Source organism: Moorella glycerini (assembly GCF_009735625.1).
Lineage (GTDB): Bacteria > Bacillota > DSM-521 > Neomoorellales > Neomoorellaceae > Neomoorella > Neomoorella glycerini.
In genome coordinates this window covers 396,294-411,750 of sequence record NZ_CP046244.1, presented here as the reverse complement: position 1 = coordinate 411,750, position 15,457 = coordinate 396,294, and the positions used below count along the sequence as shown (strand labels likewise).

Genomic DNA, 15,457 nt, shown 5'->3' with positions numbered 1-15,457 from the left:
CCGGCTGAACGCCGGGTTTTTCTATTGACAAATATTACTTGCTACTGATATTACCTGGTGGTAAAATATAACCGGTAGGAGGTGGAAAAATGCTGCAGATTCGCTGGCATGGTCGCGGCGGCCAGGGCGCCGTTACCGCGGCGCGCATCTTTGGCCTGGCGGCAGCCCTCTACGGCGGCCGCTATGCCCAGTCCTTTCCTTCCTTTGGCACGGAAAGGCGGGGCGCGCCGGTGACGGCCTTTACCCGCCTGGATAACCGGCCCATCCGCGACCGCAGCCAGATCTATAACCCAGATTATGTGGTGGTACTGGACGCCACCCTGCTGGAGAGCACCGATGTTTTTGCCGGCCTGGCAGCCGGGGGGATGGTCCTCATCAATGCCGGCCGGGAGATGGCGGCCGGACAGGTGCGGGCCGGAGCCCGGGTCTATTACCTCGACGCCACCCGCCTGGCCCGGGAGGTCTTAGGTGCTCCTATAGTCAATACCGCCATGGTGGCGGCTCTGGCCGGGGCAACCGGCCTCCTTTCCCTGGAGGCGGTAGAAAAAGCCATTGCCGACGTCCTGCCGGAAGGGCTGGCTGCGAAAAACATTGGCGTAGCCAGGCAGGCTTTTGCCCTGGCAAAAGGTTTGATTGAGAAGGAGGCTGTTGCCGGTGCGGGTTAAAGTAGAGGTAAAAGGTGACCTGCTGGCCGGGCTGAAAGGGGCGGTAGCCAGTGCTGGCCGAAGGTGATTTGCGCAAAGGCCCCAACCTGGCGACCCCCTGCCTGAGCACCACTACCGGTTCCTGGAGACTGGTACGGCCGGTCCTGGACCCGGGACGTTGCCATAACTGCCTGAACTGCTGGCTCTTTTGCCCGGAAGGCTGCTTTACCAGGGGCGAAAGGATAGTTAGCCTGAATTTAGATTTTTGCAAGGGCTGCGGCATCTGTGTGGCGGAGTGTCCCCGGCAGGCCCTGGCCCTGGTGGAAGAAGGTAGTAACGATGCGCGCCTACTTGAACGGTAACGAGGCGGTGGCGGCAGCCGTGAGGCTCGCCCGGGCGGAAGTGGTGGCCGCCTACCCCATTACTCCCCAGTCGACCATTGTGGAGAAAATAGCCGAATATATAGCTGATGGTTCCATGGAGGCGGACTACATACGGGTGGAATCCGAGCATGCCGCCCTGGCGGCCTGCTACGGGTCAGCCGTAACGGGAACGCGGGTCTTTACGGCCACTTCTTCCCAGGGGCTGGCTTACATGTTTGAAATGCTCCCTTACGTCAGTGGCTGCCGCGTTCCCATGGTTATGGCCGTGGCCAACCGCGGCCTGGCGGCTCCCTGGACCATCTGGGCCGATCACCAGGACGCCATTGCCTGCCGCGATACGGGCTGGATCCAGCTCTACGTGGAAACGGCCCAGGAAGCCCTGGACACCTGCCTGCAGGCCTACAAAATTGCCGCCCACCCGGAGGTGCTGACGCCGGTTATGGTCTGCCTGGACGGCTATGTCCTCTCCCACACGGAAGAAATTGTGGACGTGCCGGACCAGGAGGCCGTAGACCGCTTCCTGCCGCCCTACCGGCCGGAGTATAGCGTGGATACGCAGCGGCCCTATGTCTTCGGGGTCGGTGCGGGGCCGGACCTGTATCCTGCCTTTAAGTATTACCAGCAGCAGGCCATGCTGCGGGCGAAAGAAGTTATTAAGGAAGTAGACCGGGAGTTCCAGGCCCACTTCCAGCGCAGCTACGGCGGCCTGGTGGACCCTTATTATTGCCATGATGCCGCCGTGGTGCTGGTCGTCATGGGCGCCACCGCCGGCACGGCCCGGGAAGTGGTGGACTATTTACGCCGGCAGGGCGAAGCGGTGGGCCTTTTACGTCTAAGGAGTTTCCGGCCTTTCCCGGTGGAAGACCTCCGGGCGGCCCTCACCAGGGCCAGGGTGGTGGCCGTCCTGGATCGTGATTGTTCCTTTGGTTATGAAGGGGTGCTGGCCACGGAAATTAAAGCGGCCCTGGCCGGCCTGCCGGTCCAGCCGCAGGTGGCCGGCTTTATTGGCGGCCTGGGCGGCCGCGATATCAGCCAGGAGGACCTGGCAGGTATTTTCCGCCATTGCCTGGAGGCGGTACGGCGCCAGGACAGGGGCGAAAAACAGGTTATTAACGGCGACTGGCAGAAATAAAAGCAGGAAGTATACAACCGGTTCGCTTTACCTTCGAATTGAACAAGAAATAGCCTGGAGGAAAGTACTATGGTTAAAATAAAAGAATTACCTGATGTCGAACTGGTGCAGGGGTCTTATGCCTGCGCCGGCTGCGGCGGCATTCTTGCCGTTCGTATGGCCCTGAAGGTCCTGGGGCCGGAGACAGTCATAGTTACCACGCCGAGCTGCCTGCTGGGGGTAACCACCTTTTATCCCCAGCTGGCCTTCAAAGTTCCCTGCGTCAATGTAACCTTTCCCAGCACGGCGGCGGCCGTTTCCGGGGTGGTGGCCGGCTTGAAATGCCGGGGCAAAAAAGGGGTCAGGGTCGTAGGGCTGGCCGGCGACGGTGGTACCGTTGACATCGGGCTCCAGGCTTTATCCGGTGCCATCGAGCGGGGCGATAATTTTATTTTCATCTGCTATGACAACGAAGCCTATATGAATACCGGGGTACAGCGGAGCGGGGCCACACCTTTAGGGGCGCGGACCACGACGACCCCTGTCGGCAGTGTGGGCCGGGGGGAAGAACGGCCCAAAAAGGATATGCTGGGTATTGTGGCTGCCCATAATATCCCCTATGCAGCTACGGCCAGCATCGGCTACCCCCAGGATTACCTGACCAAGGTGCAGAAGGCCATGCAGGTGGAAGGCCCGGCCTACATCCAGGTCCTCTCCCCCTGCCCGCCGGGCTGGGGCTATCCCTCCGAACTGACGGTTAAGCTCGCCCGCCTGGCCGTCCAGACCGGGCAATGGCCCCTGGCCGAATACGAAAACGGGCGGTTGACGGTAAAAGAAATCGCCCATCGCCGCCCTTTGCGCGACTACTTGGCGCCCCAGGCCAGGTTTGCCCATTTGCCGGGATAGATAATCGGATCCCATGGGGCCCCACTTACCGGGGTTCTTAAACTCGCCCTTGTACTGTTGCAGCAGTACAAGGGCTTTAGCTTATTTCCCCTTGGTAATCAGGAGCTAACAAATCCGCGGTAACTGCTGGCCGCTCAAAAGATAGAGTTCCCGGGTGGCCCCCAGGGCAGTACGCAGGAAGGCACGGCCGCTGCCTTCCTTAATTTCGCCGACCAGGGCGGCCTCGCAGCTCAGGGGGTGCCGGCGGAGGAAGGCCAGGACATCTTCAGCAGCAACTCTATCGACCACGGCGCAGAATTTACCTTCATTGGCCAGGTAGAGGTAATCCAACCCCAGGATTTCCGCTCCCCCGCGGACGCTGTCATGGACGGGGATGGCTTCTTCACTGAGGATAATGTCAACTTGGGCGCTCAGGGCCAGCTCTTTTATCGTCGTCGCCAGCCCGCCCCGGGTGGGGTCGCGCAGCCATTTAACGGCACCGGGGAAATTCTCCAGCAGGGGCAGGATTAAGGTATGCAGGGCGGCGCAGTCGCTTTTTAACCCTTCCAGGCCGAAATTCTCCCGGGCTGCCAGGACGGCCAGGCCGTGGTCGCCTACCGCCCCGCTGCAGATGATTACATCGCCGGGCCGGACGCGGTGGCAGCCCAGGTCAATATTGCCAGCAACCAGCCCCAGGCCGGTGGTATTGATATAGATCTGGTCGCCGTGGCCCCGTTCCACCACCTTGGTATCGCCGGCCACGATGGCTACCCCGGCTTCACTGGCGGCTGCGGCCAGGGCGGCGATGACCTCTTCCAGGACCGGCAGGGGCAGCCCCTCCTCGAGAATCAGCCCCACAGTGAGGTAAAGGGGACGGGCGCCGCTGACGGCCAGATCGTTCACCGTACCGTTGACAGCCAGGGTGCCGATATTGCCGCCGGGGAAAAAGAGGGGTTTGACGACAAAAGAATCGGTGGTCAGGGCCAGGAGGCCGCACTGGGCGGGCAGCAGGGCGGCGTCATTCAAAGGTTGCAAGGCTTCGTCCCGGAAATATCTTAAAAACAGGTCACTGATCAACCGGTGGGTCAACTCGCCGCCATCGCCGTGGGCTAAGGAAACTGTGCCAGTAATACTACCACAATCGGTCATAATACACTTCATCCCTGTTAACGTAATTTTTTATCAGGCCTGCTTGTAACTTTTCCGCCTGGTGCTACCAGGATACCAGGAAAATTAACCCCGACTTTATGATACTATAGTTCATAAAACGGAGTGGAAACGGCGATGGTGTGGTGTGGGCCCAGGCCATTACTTAAGCGATATTTAATCGAGAGCCAGGGTTCTTAGCCGGGGTTACCCTTTTGTCAAATAAACAGGTAGGTACTTATCCTGCTTCCCGGGCATACCGGTAGTAGGCGGCGCAGGAACCCTCCGAGGATACCATACAGGGACCTACGGGACGGAGAGGGGTGCAGCGCCGGCCGAAAAGGGCGCACTGCGGCGGCAGGCAGAGGCCTTTTAAAACGCTGCCGCAAAGGCAACCGGCCGGCGGCGGGGCGGGTTTTAACTCCAGGCGCCAGCGGTGGCTGGCATCAAAGGCCTCGTAGGCAGTATTCAATTTCAGCCCGCTGAGGGGTATCAATCCCAGCCCGCGCCAGTTGGCGGGAGCCAGGGAGAATACTTCTCTTAAAATTTCCTGCGCTTTGTGGTTACCCGTTTCGCTGACTACCCGCGGGTAGGCGTTATTAACTTGCGCTTCTCCTTTCTGGATCTGGAGCAGGAGTTCCAATAGCGCCCCCAGGATGTCAAGGGCATCAAAACCGGCAATAGCAGCCGGCAAGTTATATTCTCTGGCCAGGAAAGTAAAGGCCCGCCGGCCCAGGATGGCGCTGACGTGCCCCGGCAGGAGCAGCCCATCCAGCTTTAAGTCCGGGTCGGCGGCCAGGGTTGCCAGGGCCGGTGGTACCAGCTTATGGGCGCTGTAAATGCTGAAATTTTTGAGACTCAGGGCCGCGGCTTCTTTCACGGCCAGCCCTACAGCAGGGGCCGTAGTTTCAAAGCCTATTCCTAAGAAAACAACTTCTCGATCGGGATTGGAACGCGCGAGGGTCACGGCTTCCCGGGGGCTGTAGCAAACCTGGATCTGGCAGCCTTCTATCCTGGCCTTTTCCAGCGAACCGCTGCTACCCGGTACCCGCACCATGTCGCCAAAGGTGGCAATGATAACCCCCGGCTGCCGGGCGAGGCAAAGCATGTAATCTATCTCTTCGGGGGCGGTTACGCAGACGGGGCAACCGGGCCCGCTGCGCAGATCGATGCATCCCGCCAGGAGGCTGCGCAGTCCCGTGCGGGCCAGGGCCACCGTATGGGTGCCGCATACCTCCATGATTACCGGCCGGCGGCCAAGCTTGCCCGCTATGGCAGCCGCCAGTGATTTTACCCTGACCAGGAGCCTGGCAGTTAGCTCCTTCTGGTGATTGGTGCTCCATGTTTCCATCCTCAGGCTGCTCCCCATCTACACCCAACATATTTATAATTCAATGGTGGAGGTATTAGCACTCATAAAAGATGCCTCCTTGAAGGCGATTAACTCCTTCCACAGATTCAAGCGGGCCTCAGCTTCTTCCGTATTAATTACGCTGATGGCATGGCCGGCATGGACCAGGACGTAGCTCCCGGGCCGGCAGCCCTCCACCAGGGCCAGGCTGACCCTGGCCTGGACGCCCCTGGTTTCCACCGTAGCCTGCACGCCGTCGGCCTCAATGGCAATGATGCGGGCCGGTACTCCCAGACACATCTGTCTTCATCCACTCCCTATTTCCCGGGCAACGGCCGCCTGGCCAAGACTTAAACCGCCGTCATTGGGCGGCACGAGCCGGTGGCGATAGACGGTAAATCCCCTTTTGGCCAGCTCCCGGCTTATCTCTTCCAGCAAGAGGCTGTTATGCCAGACGCCGCCGCTCAAGGCTACCCCCCGCAGGCCGGTAAAGCTGGCGGCCCGCAGGACGGCCTGGAGGAGCATTTCTGCCAGGGTGCGGTGAAAGCGGGCGGCAATAACAGGTACTTCTACGCCTTTTTGCAGGTCCTGCCAGATGGCTTTGATCATTGCTCCCGGGTCCATTTCTGCGCCAGTCAGGTCAAAGGGATAGGGTGGCCAGCCGGCCCAGGCTCCACCGGCAGCCAGGGCGGCTTCCTCCAGGGCGCAGGCGGCTTGGCCGTCGTAGGTATTTTCCAGGCAGATGCCGCATAAGGCGGCGACGGCATCGAACAGCCGGCCCAGGCTGGAAGTGGGAACGAGCTGGAAATTACGGTTAAGCATTTGCAGGACTATTTCCAGGGCCGGCCCCTGGCGGTCAAAGAGTTCCCGGGCCGCGGTTGTCCCCGCGCCGGAACCCAGGTAGTGGTACAGGTAGCTCACGGCCATATACCAGGGATGGCGCGCCCCCTGGTCGCCGCCGGGCAGGGGGACGTAGCGCAGATGATAAAGACGCTGAAAACTTTTATAGGACCCCAGCAAAATCTCCCCGCCCCAGACGGCGCCATCCAGGCCGTAGCCGGTGCCGTCACAGATTAACCCTAAAGCCGGACTGGTAACGCCGTTTTCCGCCAGGCAACTGGCCAGGTGAGCGTGGTGGTGCTGGACGCCGACCACGTTAGAACCCAGTTCGTGGGCCAGGCGGGTGGAGTAATAGCCAGGATGCAGGTCGCAGGCAATAATTTCCGGGCGGCAGTCGCATAAAACCTGCAGGCGCTCCAGGGCTTCCCGCCAGGCTGCCTGGGTTTCTACTGGGGCCAGATCGCCGATATGCTGGCTTAAGAAAGCTTCCCTACCTTTAAGCAGGCAAAAGGTGTTCTTCAGGTCGCTACCTGCCGCCAGGACATCCGGTCCATCCGGCAGGTCGAGCTGCAAGGCTGCCGGGACAAACCCCCGGGAACGCCGGTAAAAGTGGGTTTCCCCCAGCCGCCAGGCCACTACGGAATCGTCGCAACGGTTGACTATCTCCCGGTTGTGGCTTAAGAAATAATCGGCCACACCGGCCAGCTCTTGCAGGGCCTTGGCCTCCTCCTTGATCAGGGGGAGGTCGCTGATATTGGCGCTGGTCATGACGATGAGCGGCGGGCCGGCCTGGAGGAGGAGCAGGTGCAGGGGGGTATAGGGCAGCATGACTCCCAGGCTCCTCAGGCCCGGCGCTACCTCCGGGGCGAGATCGGTATGCGGCCGCCGGCGTAAGAGAACGATGGGAGCTGCTGGCCCTAGCAGGAGGCCGGCTTCCTCCTGGCTGACATAACAGTATTTTTGGACCGTGGCCAGGTCCCGGGCCATGACGGCGAAAGGCTTGGCGGGGCGGCCCTTACGGCGGCGTAAATTGGCTACGGCTTCATTATTGGTGGCATCAACGGCCAGGTGGAACCCGCCCAGGCCTTTGACGGCCAGGATGCAGCCACGGCGCAGGAAGGAGGCTGCCAGCTCTACCCAGTCGCCGGCTACCGGCTGTCCTTTATTATCCAGCAGGGTCGCCCGCGGCCCGCAGGACGGGCAGGCTACGGGCTGGGCGTGGAAACGCCGGTCGGCGGGGTTGCCATATTCAGCCGCACAATCGGAGCAGAGCGGGAAAAGGGCCATGGCCGTCCGGACGCGGTCGTAGGGCAGGGTATAAATGATGGTAAAACGGGGGCCGCAGCTGGTACAGTTGGTAAAGGGATAACGATAATGGCGGTCGGCCGGGTCCAGGATTTCCCGCCGGCAATCAGGGCACAAGGCTACATCTGGGGAAGCCACTACCTTTTGTTCTGACCCGGCTATGCTTGTTTTAATCTTAAAATCCAGCCAGCCTTTAGGCGGCAATTCCTCCTGTTGCCAGGCGGAGATCCTGGCCAGGCGGGGCGGCCGGGTCAGGATCTCCCGGATAAAGCTTTCCAGCCGCTCCGCTTCCCCTTCGGCGTCGATACACACCCCGCTGCTGGCATTATAGACCTCCCCCCGGATGCCCCAGGTCCGGGCCAGGCGGTAAATAAAAGGGCGGAAGCCGACGCCCTGGACGATACCCTGGAGGGTCAGGCGGTAGCGCCGCAGGGGGAGGTTTGTTGTTTTTTCGAGGCTACCAGCTGTTTGAGCCATAAAAACCATTCCTCAAGACCTTCTCCCGTACGCGCCGAGAGGGTTATTACCATGAGATTGGGGTTTAAAGCTTTGAGGTCCTGGCGGAAGGCGGCCAGGTCGAAGTCGGTATAGGACAGGAGGTCAATTTTATTTAAGAGCAGGACCCGGGCTTCCTGGAATACCAGGGGGTACTTCAAAGGCTTGTCGCTGCCTTCAGCAACGCTCAAGATGCTAACCTTGACGTCTTCGCCCAGGTCAAACTCGGCCGGGCAGACCAGGTTGCCGACGTTTTCGATAAAGAGCAACTCCAGCTCTGCCAGGGGTAGCTCCGGCAGGGCGGCGGCGATAAGGGCGGCGTCCAGGTGGCAGGCACCGGCGGTGTTGATCTGCACTACCGGTACTTTCCAGCCGGCGATACGGGCGGCGTCGCGGCTGGTGGCGATATCACCTTCGATGACCCCGATCTTCATCTCCTTGGCCAGGCGGGCCAGGGTGGCTTCCAGGATGCTGGTCTTGCCGGCCCCCGGGCTGCTGATGAGGTTAACTACCGTTACGCCACTGGCTTGAAAACGGGCCCGGTTGGCCGCGGCCTGGTCACGGTTGGCCTGCCGCAGGTCCTGGGCCAGGATAACCTTGAAGTCAGCCATATTTTCACTTCCCTTCGTAGGATACCACTTCCATTTCCCGGCCGGATAAGAGCCGGGCGCCCGGGGTATGGCAGCGGGGGCAGAGGAGAAGCCATTCTTCCGGCCGGAATTCGACGCCACAGCTAGAGCACAGGGCCCTGGCCGGGGTAGTGGCGATGTCCAGTACTGCCCCTTCCAGTAACGTGCCCCGGCTGGCGCAGGTAAAGGCCAGGCGCACGGCCTCGGGGAGGACTGCTGTCAATTCCCCGCAACGGAGCTTTACGCGCGTAACCTGCTGGCAACCCCGCCGGGTTGCATCCCGGGCTACCAGGCGCACTGCTTCCTGGGCCAGGGCGAGTTCATGCACCATTACCACCGCCTAGTAGCTGGTAGATGGTTGCCACAGCCAGGGGCAGGGCGGCAGCGACCGGGGGACTTAAATTAGTTTGTCCCGGTGTCAGTGAACCGGCCTGGATGCCTACCAGGATTAGCCGCGGCGGGAAGGTGGCCGGGTCTACCAGCCGTCCCAGGGCCAGGGCTTCACCAATACCTAAATTGTGTAAGGAGAGGCTCCGCCAGGAAAGCCGGGCCAGGTCCTTTTCCTGGCAGCAGATTACGGTACCAGGTTCCTGGCCGGCATGGACGGCATCGACAATGACGGCCTGCTCGGCCCCGCGTAAGAGTCCCAGCAGGGCCAGGCCGGGAAGACCGGCGGGGATGGTTTTGACGCCCGGCGGCAGTCCCCGGCGTTCCAGTTCTTCAATTACTTTTAGGCCCACGCCGTCATCGCCGGCCAGGGGGTTCCCGCAGCCGATAACCACTCTGGTCATGGTTATTCCCTCTCGATCTCCAGGCGCAAGGCATGAACCGAGCAGGAGATACAGGGGTCGTAATTGCGGATAACCATTTCACACTTCAGGGTGGCTTCTTCAATAGGCAGGTCCAGGACGCCGGGGGCAAAGACCCGCAGGTCCTCCTCCATACTGGCTACGTTGTGGGCCGTCGGGGTAACGATATCCGCCTCTTCAATCAGGCCCTGGTTATTGAGGCGGTAGCTGTGATAAAGGATGCCCCGCGGTGCTTCGGTGATGGCAAAGCCCTGCCCGGCCTGGACGGTATAGGGCACGTTATCCGGCCGGGGGTCCAGCCGGTCGATTAGTGCCAGGCAGGCATCGATGCTGTGCAGGAGTTCAATGGACCGGGCCAGGGCGCTGTAAAAGGGATTGCCGGTGGGGAAAACCCCGGTTTCTCTGGCTATCTTACGAGCGGCGGGGGTTAGTTTTTCCAGGTTGAGGTTGACCCGGGCCAGGGGTCCCACCAGGAAACTACCGCGGCCTTCAATGTAAGAGTGGAGGGCGTTGGAATGCTCCAGGTGGCGCTCCTTAATATGGCTGCGGTACTGCCAGGCCGGGATGTTCAGGCCTTTGGTGGAAACCAGGCGGCCGCCGTTGACGGCATAACCGTCAGCGTCGCTTAAAGCGACGTGCTCGCAATCCCGTTCCAGGGCGGGGATGGACAGGGAAGCGACCAGGTCGATGGTGGCCAGGGCGTCGGCCCGGGCGACTGCCAGGCGCTCGCCGATGGCCTGCAGTTCCTGCCGGCTGGGAACGGAGGTAAAGCCGCCGACGGCAGGCGTTACGGGATGCACCTCCCGGCCGCCAACCAGCATGGTGAGATCATTACCCAGGCGCTTGAGTTCTAAAGCCCTTTGCACCGCCGGGAGGTGGTCTCTGGCCAGGGCAATGGCGCTTTCATAGCCCAAAAAATCGGGCAGGGCCAGGAAATAGATGTGCAGGGTATGGCTCTGGATCCACTGGCTCAAGGCCAGCAGCAGGCGCAAATCCTTTGTCTGCTGGCTGACCTCTATGCCCAGGGCGTCTTCCAGGGCCTGGATGGCCGTTAGCTGGTGAGAAGCGGGGCAAATGCCGCAGATGCGCGAGACGATGCCCGGCACTTCGTCGTAACGCCGCCCTACCAGGAAACCCTGGAAGAAGCGCGGCGGTTCGAAGATCCGTAACTGCAGTTCGCTGATATTGCCGTCCTTGACTTTAATTTTTAAAGCCCCTTCGCCCTCAACGCGGGCGATGTAGTCGACCTGGATGGCCTGTTCCGTCATACAGCCTCCGCCCCCTTGCTGAATTCCGGCGTCATGCCGGCGAACTTGCGAAAGTAACGCGCAATGTCGCTGTGGTGCAGGCCGTAGGAAACCATGGTCTGGGCCAGGGAGACGGTGTTGGCGTCGTTAGCCGGGCCGCGGCAGCCGTCGCAGGGCTTGCCCCGGGAAGGGCAGAGGGCGCCACAGCCGGCTGTGGTGACCGGCCCCAGGCAGATCGCCCCATCAGTGACGAAAAGGCAGACGTTTTCGTGCAGCTTGCACTCCACGCAGACGCTGTGGGGCCTTAAATAGGGCCGCACACCCAGCAGGGTGCTTTTAATAAAATCCAGTAATTCCTCGCGGCTCACCGGGCAGCCCTTGAGGTAGGCATCGACCGGTACGTAGTAGTCGATGCCGTAGGCAGTGGTGGAATGGATGGCCGCCAGGTTGTCATAGACGCGGCTTTCCACCACCCGCTGGGGCTGCCAGTTTTTAATGGAAGGCAGGCCGCCGTAACAGGCGCAGGAACCCAGGGCCACCAGCAGGTGACACTCCTGGCGGGCTTTTTTCAACCGCTCAATCTCCTCGCCGCAGGTGATGGCGCCTTCCACCAGGCCAATGTCGTAGGGACCGGGCTCGTTTTCCCGGCGGGCCATGACGAAATAACTCAATTCCACTGTCCCCAGGAGATCCAGCAGGATGGGTTCCAGGTTGAGGATCTCCAGCTGGCAGCCGGCACAGGAACTCATTTTATAGACAGCAACACGGGGTTTGCTCACCTGGCCGCACCTCCTAAAACTTCTTCCGGTAAGGTTAAAAGCTCGGCATAGGCAAAAACCGGGCCGTCGCGGCAGACAAACTTGGGGCCAATCTGGCACTTGCCGCACTTTTTGACGCCACAGTTCATACGCCGCTCCAGGGAAACGTAGATCTGCTCCGGCCGGAAACCGCGGGCCAGCAACCCTTTCACAACGTAGCTCATCATGATCTCCGGGCCACAGGTAAAAACGGTGGTTTCTTCCGGCCGGGAAGACATGTACCGGAAAAGGTCGGTGACCACTCCTACCTGTCCCTCCCAGGTGTTGCCGCTTGGTACGGCGTCTACCGTCAGGCGTAAGGATATCCCTGCCTGGCGCCAGGTGTCATACTCGGCGGGATAAAGAAGTTCTGCCGGGGTGCGGGCACCGTAGAGGACTTCCACCTGGCCGAATTCCTGGCGGCGATTAATGACTTCCTGGATAACCGGCCGTAAAGGGGCCAGGCCGATACCGCCGGCAACAATAAGCAAGTTCTTGATGGGTAAAACATCCAGGGGCCAGCCCGTGCCATAGGGCCCGCGGATACCCACCATAGCGCCGGGTTGCATCTTACTCAAGGCATTGGTGACGTTGCCCACATGGCGGACGGTATGCTGGAAGGTCTCTAGATCGGCCGGGTTGGAACTGATGGAAATGGGCGCCTCGCCGATGCCGAAAATGGTGAGCATGTTAAACTGACCCGGCCGGAAGCGGAATTCCTGGCGCACCCCGTTGTCCAGGAAGCTGAAGGTGTAGGTGGTGGTATCTGCCGTTTCCTTTATAATCTCCTTGATGACGGCGCGTTCGGGCTTAAATGGATTGAACACCCCTATTCCCCCCTCAGCCGGCTGATGACATCGGTGATGTCGATTTTCTTGACACAGGTCTTGATGCAGCGGCCACAACCGACACAGCCCAGGGTACTAAACTGGGGCTCATAGTAGACCAGTTTATGGTAAATCCGCTGTTTCACCCGGGCATCCCGGTCTTTGCGAAAGTTATGGCCGAGGGCCACCTGGGCGTATTCCAGCAGCATGCAGGAATCCCATTCCCGCTGGCGCTTACCGCTCTTGAGATTGAGGTCAATCTTATCTACCACGTTGTAACAGAAGCAGGTGGGGCAGACCATGGTGCAGGAACCGCAGGCCAGGCAATCGTGCATGAGTTCTTCCCAGATGGGGTGGCGGAAGTTTTCTTCCAGGAGTTCAGGCAAGCCCTGGGTATTGAGTTTCTTATGAAACTTGCGCCGGGCATTTTCCAGTACCTTTTGTTTCTCGACCATAGCTACCCGGGGGGCAGGAGCCAGGTCCATGGTCTGGACTAATTCCCGGCCCCAGGGGCTGCCGACCTCGATGAGATAGCCGTGGCCCAGGTCGGTCAGCAGGAGGTCATAGCCTTCCTTTAGATCCGGCCCGGTGCCCAGGGACTGGCAGAAGCAGTTTTCCCCCGGTTCCGCGCAGTTGAGAGCCACCAGGAGGGTATGCCGGCGTTTGGCAATATAGTAAGGATCGGGATATTCGGCAGTGTAGGCTTTATCCAGGATTAAGATGGCGCGGACATCACAGGGATGAATACCGAAGATGACCTGGGGCCGCTGCTCCGGCGCGGTTTCGACGATTTGCTGGTCTTCGTGGAAGGAAAAGAGGACTTCAAAGGGGAGGTGCAGCACTTTCTTGGGCGGCAACAGGGTGGTTTGATAACTAAGGGCCAGTTCTTCGGGCTTCGCTACCGGCGCGAAGACGAATTCCTTGCCTCTGGCTACCGGGCCGATGACGGTATAATACTCCTTTAACTCCTCGAGGAAGGGGTTTAATTTTGCCGCAGGTAAAAGATAGAGCTGGGGTATACCCCACTCTGCCTGGCGGGCATAGGCTACGGACATTAATCTCCACCTCCTGAAGACTATGTACTTGCAGGTGCCATCACAAGGATAACTTTTAAAAAAATAGCGTCAACCTTATCATTACTTTCTCTTGTCACTTTATGGCCTGGATAGAAGTGTGAAAGTATCATCTAGAACTTACCTCACGATAACCTCCTTTCTCCTGCTTTTAAATACCCTCTACCGCCAAGAAAGAGCTCGCCCTCGCCTTGCCAGGAAGTTTTCTTTTAACATAAACCTTCTTTCTTATCCCCGGACAGACCCGGAAGGACTAATTATAATAGTTCTTTCGGACTATTCCTTTAAATTTGCCGTGGAGGGGTAGGCAAAGGTGCTCCTTATACGGGATGCCCTGGCCGCCAGGCCTTATTCCCTTAACTTTACCAGACCGTGCTGCAGGGCGTAATGGACGGCCTGCTGGCGGTTTTTAGTCTGCAGTTTTTCCAGAATGCTGCGCAGATGGTTTTTAACGGTATTCTCGCTGATGAAGAGCCGGCCGGCGATTTCCCGGTTGCTAAGACCACGGGCAACTAGAGTTAGCACCTCTTTTTCCCGCGGGCTTAAAAGGTCGCCTTTTTCCTGGGCTTTAAGCTGGGGCAGGATCTTCTTCGTCAGGGCGGAAGCCAGGGGTACCTCGCCGCGGGCCACCTCCTGGAGCAGGTAATAGAGGTGCTGGGGTTCGACGGTTTTTAAGAGGTAACCTTCGGCGCCGACCTCCAGGGCCGCCCGGAAGGCTTCGTCGTCGTCAGCCACCGTCAGGATGACTACCTTTATTTCCGGCAACAGGGCTTTCAAGCGGCGGGTTGCCTCCAGGCCATCCAGGCGGGGCATATAGATGTCCATGAGGACAATATCCGGTTTTAGTTCCAGGGCCAGCTCGATGGCTTCCTGGCCGTCGCCGGCCTCGCCTACCACTTCAAAGCCTTCCCAGCCGGCCATGAGCAGGCGCAGGCCCTTGCGGATTAAAGTATGATCATCGACCAGGAGCAGGCGTTGTTTGGTGACCATGGCGGTCCCTGCCGTTCAAAAGATTGTACGTGAGGACAGTAGATTATTAACTTTCTAAGAGCATTATATGCGCTAGTTATAATTTGTTCAATACATCGCATACAAAGAAAGAAAATTGCGAAACAATCTTGGAGTTAATCCGCCTCTCCTATTGGCAACAAGCCTTTTTGCCATGATAGTAGGGCTCCCAGCCGTTTTTATCCGCCCAAATGGCATTATACGCCGGCGTTATTTCCGAGCAATTCTCCATGCTGCCACAGTTCATACTCGCTCAAATCCAGTTCATCGCTCCAGCTAATACCGTAGCCGCCGGCATCGATCCGAACCATGCTAAAAATAATGGGATCCCGCAAAATATCAAAGGGTGGCCTGGCGATCAGGGGTTTCATATTCACCCCCTACTCCAGACCAGGAAGTTGCTTGAACTCCTGTGAAAATGAGGTGGTAGATGCCAAACCGGTTTCACGCGCCATCATCTCGGCCCTGGCTTCCACGGCGATCCGGCCGTCGGGCAGCTCAGCCCAGGCTGCCACCTGGAAGAGAGACCCTTTTTCTCTGACGATGCGGCTGACGAATTTTACCCTTGCCCCAATAGGGATGGGTTTACGAAACCGTACTTCCAGTCGGGCGGTAACGGCCCACCGCCCCAAGCCTTTAAGTAAATGGTTACCAATCAGCTCATCCAGTACGGTGGCAGCCAGGCCGCCGTGCATGATGCCGTTATAGCTTTCATGGTAGCGGGCAGGGGTGAAATAGGTCGCCCAGGTCCCGTCATCCTGGGGGAAACACTCCAGGTGCAAACCAATGGGGTTATCGGGGCTACAGCCGAAACAGAAACTTTGACCCATGTTAGGTATGCCTCCAGATATAGCGCTTATGGATAATTATAGCAGATGGATAAGATTTGTTAAGGGGATATTAATTG

The 15,457-nt window shown here is 59.3% G+C and carries 18 protein-coding genes; 4 read left to right on the top strand and 14 right to left on the bottom strand.

Annotated elements, in window-relative coordinates:
- Window positions 1–89: 89 nt before the first annotated feature.
- The 4 genes from MGLY_RS02070 to MGLY_RS02055 all read left to right on the top strand — a co-directional run bounded on the left by MGLY_RS02070 (window position 90) and on the right by MGLY_RS02055 (window position 3,044).
- On the top strand, window positions 90–665 hold the full coding sequence (locus tag MGLY_RS02070; protein WP_156271515.1) for a pyruvate ferredoxin oxidoreductase subunit gamma: 576 nt from the start codon (window positions 90–92) through the stop codon (window positions 663–665).
- A 50-nt stretch (window positions 666–715) separates the two neighbouring features.
- The gene (locus MGLY_RS02065; protein ID WP_156271514.1) at window positions 716–1,006 is read left to right on the top strand and encodes a 4Fe-4S binding protein; all 291 of its coding nucleotides are present in this window, start codon (window positions 716–718) and stop codon (window positions 1,004–1,006) included.
- Entirely contained in the window at window positions 984–2,159 is a 1,176-nt protein-coding gene (gene porA / locus MGLY_RS02060) for a pyruvate ferredoxin oxidoreductase (protein ID WP_156271513.1), read from the top strand. The genes MGLY_RS02065 and porA overlap by 23 nt, the downstream gene beginning before the upstream one ends.
- 69 nt (window positions 2,160–2,228) lie before the next feature.
- Window positions 2,229–3,044 (top strand): thiamine pyrophosphate-dependent enzyme, encoded by an 816-nt coding sequence (locus MGLY_RS02055; RefSeq protein WP_156271512.1) that lies wholly within the window; start codon window positions 2,229–2,231, stop codon window positions 3,042–3,044.
- Between the two features lie 105 nt (window positions 3,045–3,149).
- On the opposite strand, the gene hypE is transcribed toward MGLY_RS02055, so the two are convergent.
- The 14 genes from hypE to MGLY_RS01985 form a co-directional block, all read right to left on the bottom strand.
- A complete protein-coding gene (gene hypE, locus MGLY_RS02050) occupies window positions 3,150–4,172 on the bottom strand; it encodes a hydrogenase expression/formation protein HypE (RefSeq protein ID WP_211662018.1) in 1,023 nt (340 codons plus the stop codon).
- 235 nt (window positions 4,173–4,407) lie between these two features.
- Complete coding sequence (gene hypD, locus MGLY_RS02045) at window positions 4,408–5,520, bottom strand: hydrogenase formation protein HypD (protein ID WP_156271510.1); 1,113 nt, start codon at window positions 5,518–5,520, stop codon at window positions 4,408–4,410.
- Window positions 5,521–5,553: 33 nt separating this feature from the next.
- Window positions 5,554–5,820 (bottom strand): HypC/HybG/HupF family hydrogenase formation chaperone, encoded by a 267-nt coding sequence (locus MGLY_RS02040; protein WP_156271509.1) that lies wholly within the window; start codon window positions 5,818–5,820, stop codon window positions 5,554–5,556.
- Between the two features lie 6 nt (window positions 5,821–5,826).
- The gene (gene hypF, locus MGLY_RS02035) at window positions 5,827–8,142 is read right to left on the bottom strand and encodes a carbamoyltransferase HypF (RefSeq protein ID WP_156271508.1); all 2,316 of its coding nucleotides are present in this window, start codon (window positions 8,140–8,142) and stop codon (window positions 5,827–5,829) included.
- The gene (hypB, locus tag MGLY_RS02030) at window positions 8,079–8,771 is read right to left on the bottom strand and encodes a hydrogenase nickel incorporation protein HypB (RefSeq protein WP_170290882.1); all 693 of its coding nucleotides are present in this window, start codon (window positions 8,769–8,771) and stop codon (window positions 8,079–8,081) included. Before hypB ends, hypF begins: the two co-directional genes overlap by 64 nt.
- Before the next feature lie 4 nt (window positions 8,772–8,775).
- Window positions 8,776–9,120: a hydrogenase maturation nickel metallochaperone HypA gene (gene hypA, locus MGLY_RS02025; RefSeq protein ID WP_246187461.1), complete on the bottom strand. Its 345-nt coding sequence runs from the start codon at window positions 9,118–9,120 to the stop codon at window positions 8,776–8,778.
- Window positions 9,110–9,580, bottom strand: coding sequence for a hydrogenase maturation protease (locus MGLY_RS02020; protein ID WP_156271506.1), 471 nt, complete (start codon window positions 9,578–9,580; stop codon window positions 9,110–9,112). The genes hypA and MGLY_RS02020 overlap by 11 nt, the downstream gene beginning before the upstream one ends.
- 2 nt (window positions 9,581–9,582) lie before the next feature.
- Window positions 9,583–10,866, bottom strand: a complete 1,284-nt coding sequence (locus tag MGLY_RS02015; RefSeq protein ID WP_156271505.1) for a Ni/Fe hydrogenase subunit alpha — start codon at window positions 10,864–10,866, stop codon at window positions 9,583–9,585.
- A complete protein-coding gene (locus MGLY_RS02010) occupies window positions 10,863–11,624 on the bottom strand; it encodes an NADH-quinone oxidoreductase subunit B family protein (protein WP_156271504.1) in 762 nt (253 codons plus the stop codon). Before MGLY_RS02010 ends, MGLY_RS02015 begins: the two co-directional genes overlap by 4 nt.
- Window positions 11,621–12,469 carry an FAD/NAD(P)-binding protein gene (locus tag MGLY_RS02005; protein ID WP_156271503.1) on the bottom strand — a complete coding sequence of 283 codons (849 nt, stop codon included), beginning with the start codon at window positions 12,467–12,469 and terminating at the stop codon, window positions 11,621–11,623. Before MGLY_RS02005 ends, MGLY_RS02010 begins: the two co-directional genes overlap by 4 nt.
- A 2-nt stretch (window positions 12,470–12,471) precedes the next feature.
- Window positions 12,472–13,524 carry a 4Fe-4S dicluster domain-containing protein gene (locus tag MGLY_RS02000; protein ID WP_156271502.1) on the bottom strand — a complete coding sequence of 351 codons (1,053 nt, stop codon included), beginning with the start codon at window positions 13,522–13,524 and terminating at the stop codon, window positions 12,472–12,474.
- Window positions 13,525–13,890: 366 nt separating this feature from the next.
- Window positions 13,891–14,532, bottom strand: coding sequence for a response regulator (locus MGLY_RS01995; protein ID WP_156271501.1), 642 nt, complete (start codon window positions 14,530–14,532; stop codon window positions 13,891–13,893).
- Between the two features lie 215 nt (window positions 14,533–14,747).
- Entirely contained in the window at window positions 14,748–14,921 is a 174-nt protein-coding gene (locus tag MGLY_RS01990) for a DUF2442 domain-containing protein (protein WP_156271500.1), read from the bottom strand.
- A 9-nt stretch (window positions 14,922–14,930) separates the two neighbouring features.
- Window positions 14,931–15,380 (bottom strand): PaaI family thioesterase, encoded by a 450-nt coding sequence (locus MGLY_RS01985; protein WP_156271499.1) that lies wholly within the window; start codon window positions 15,378–15,380, stop codon window positions 14,931–14,933.
- Between the last annotated feature and the right edge of the window lie 77 nt (window positions 15,381–15,457).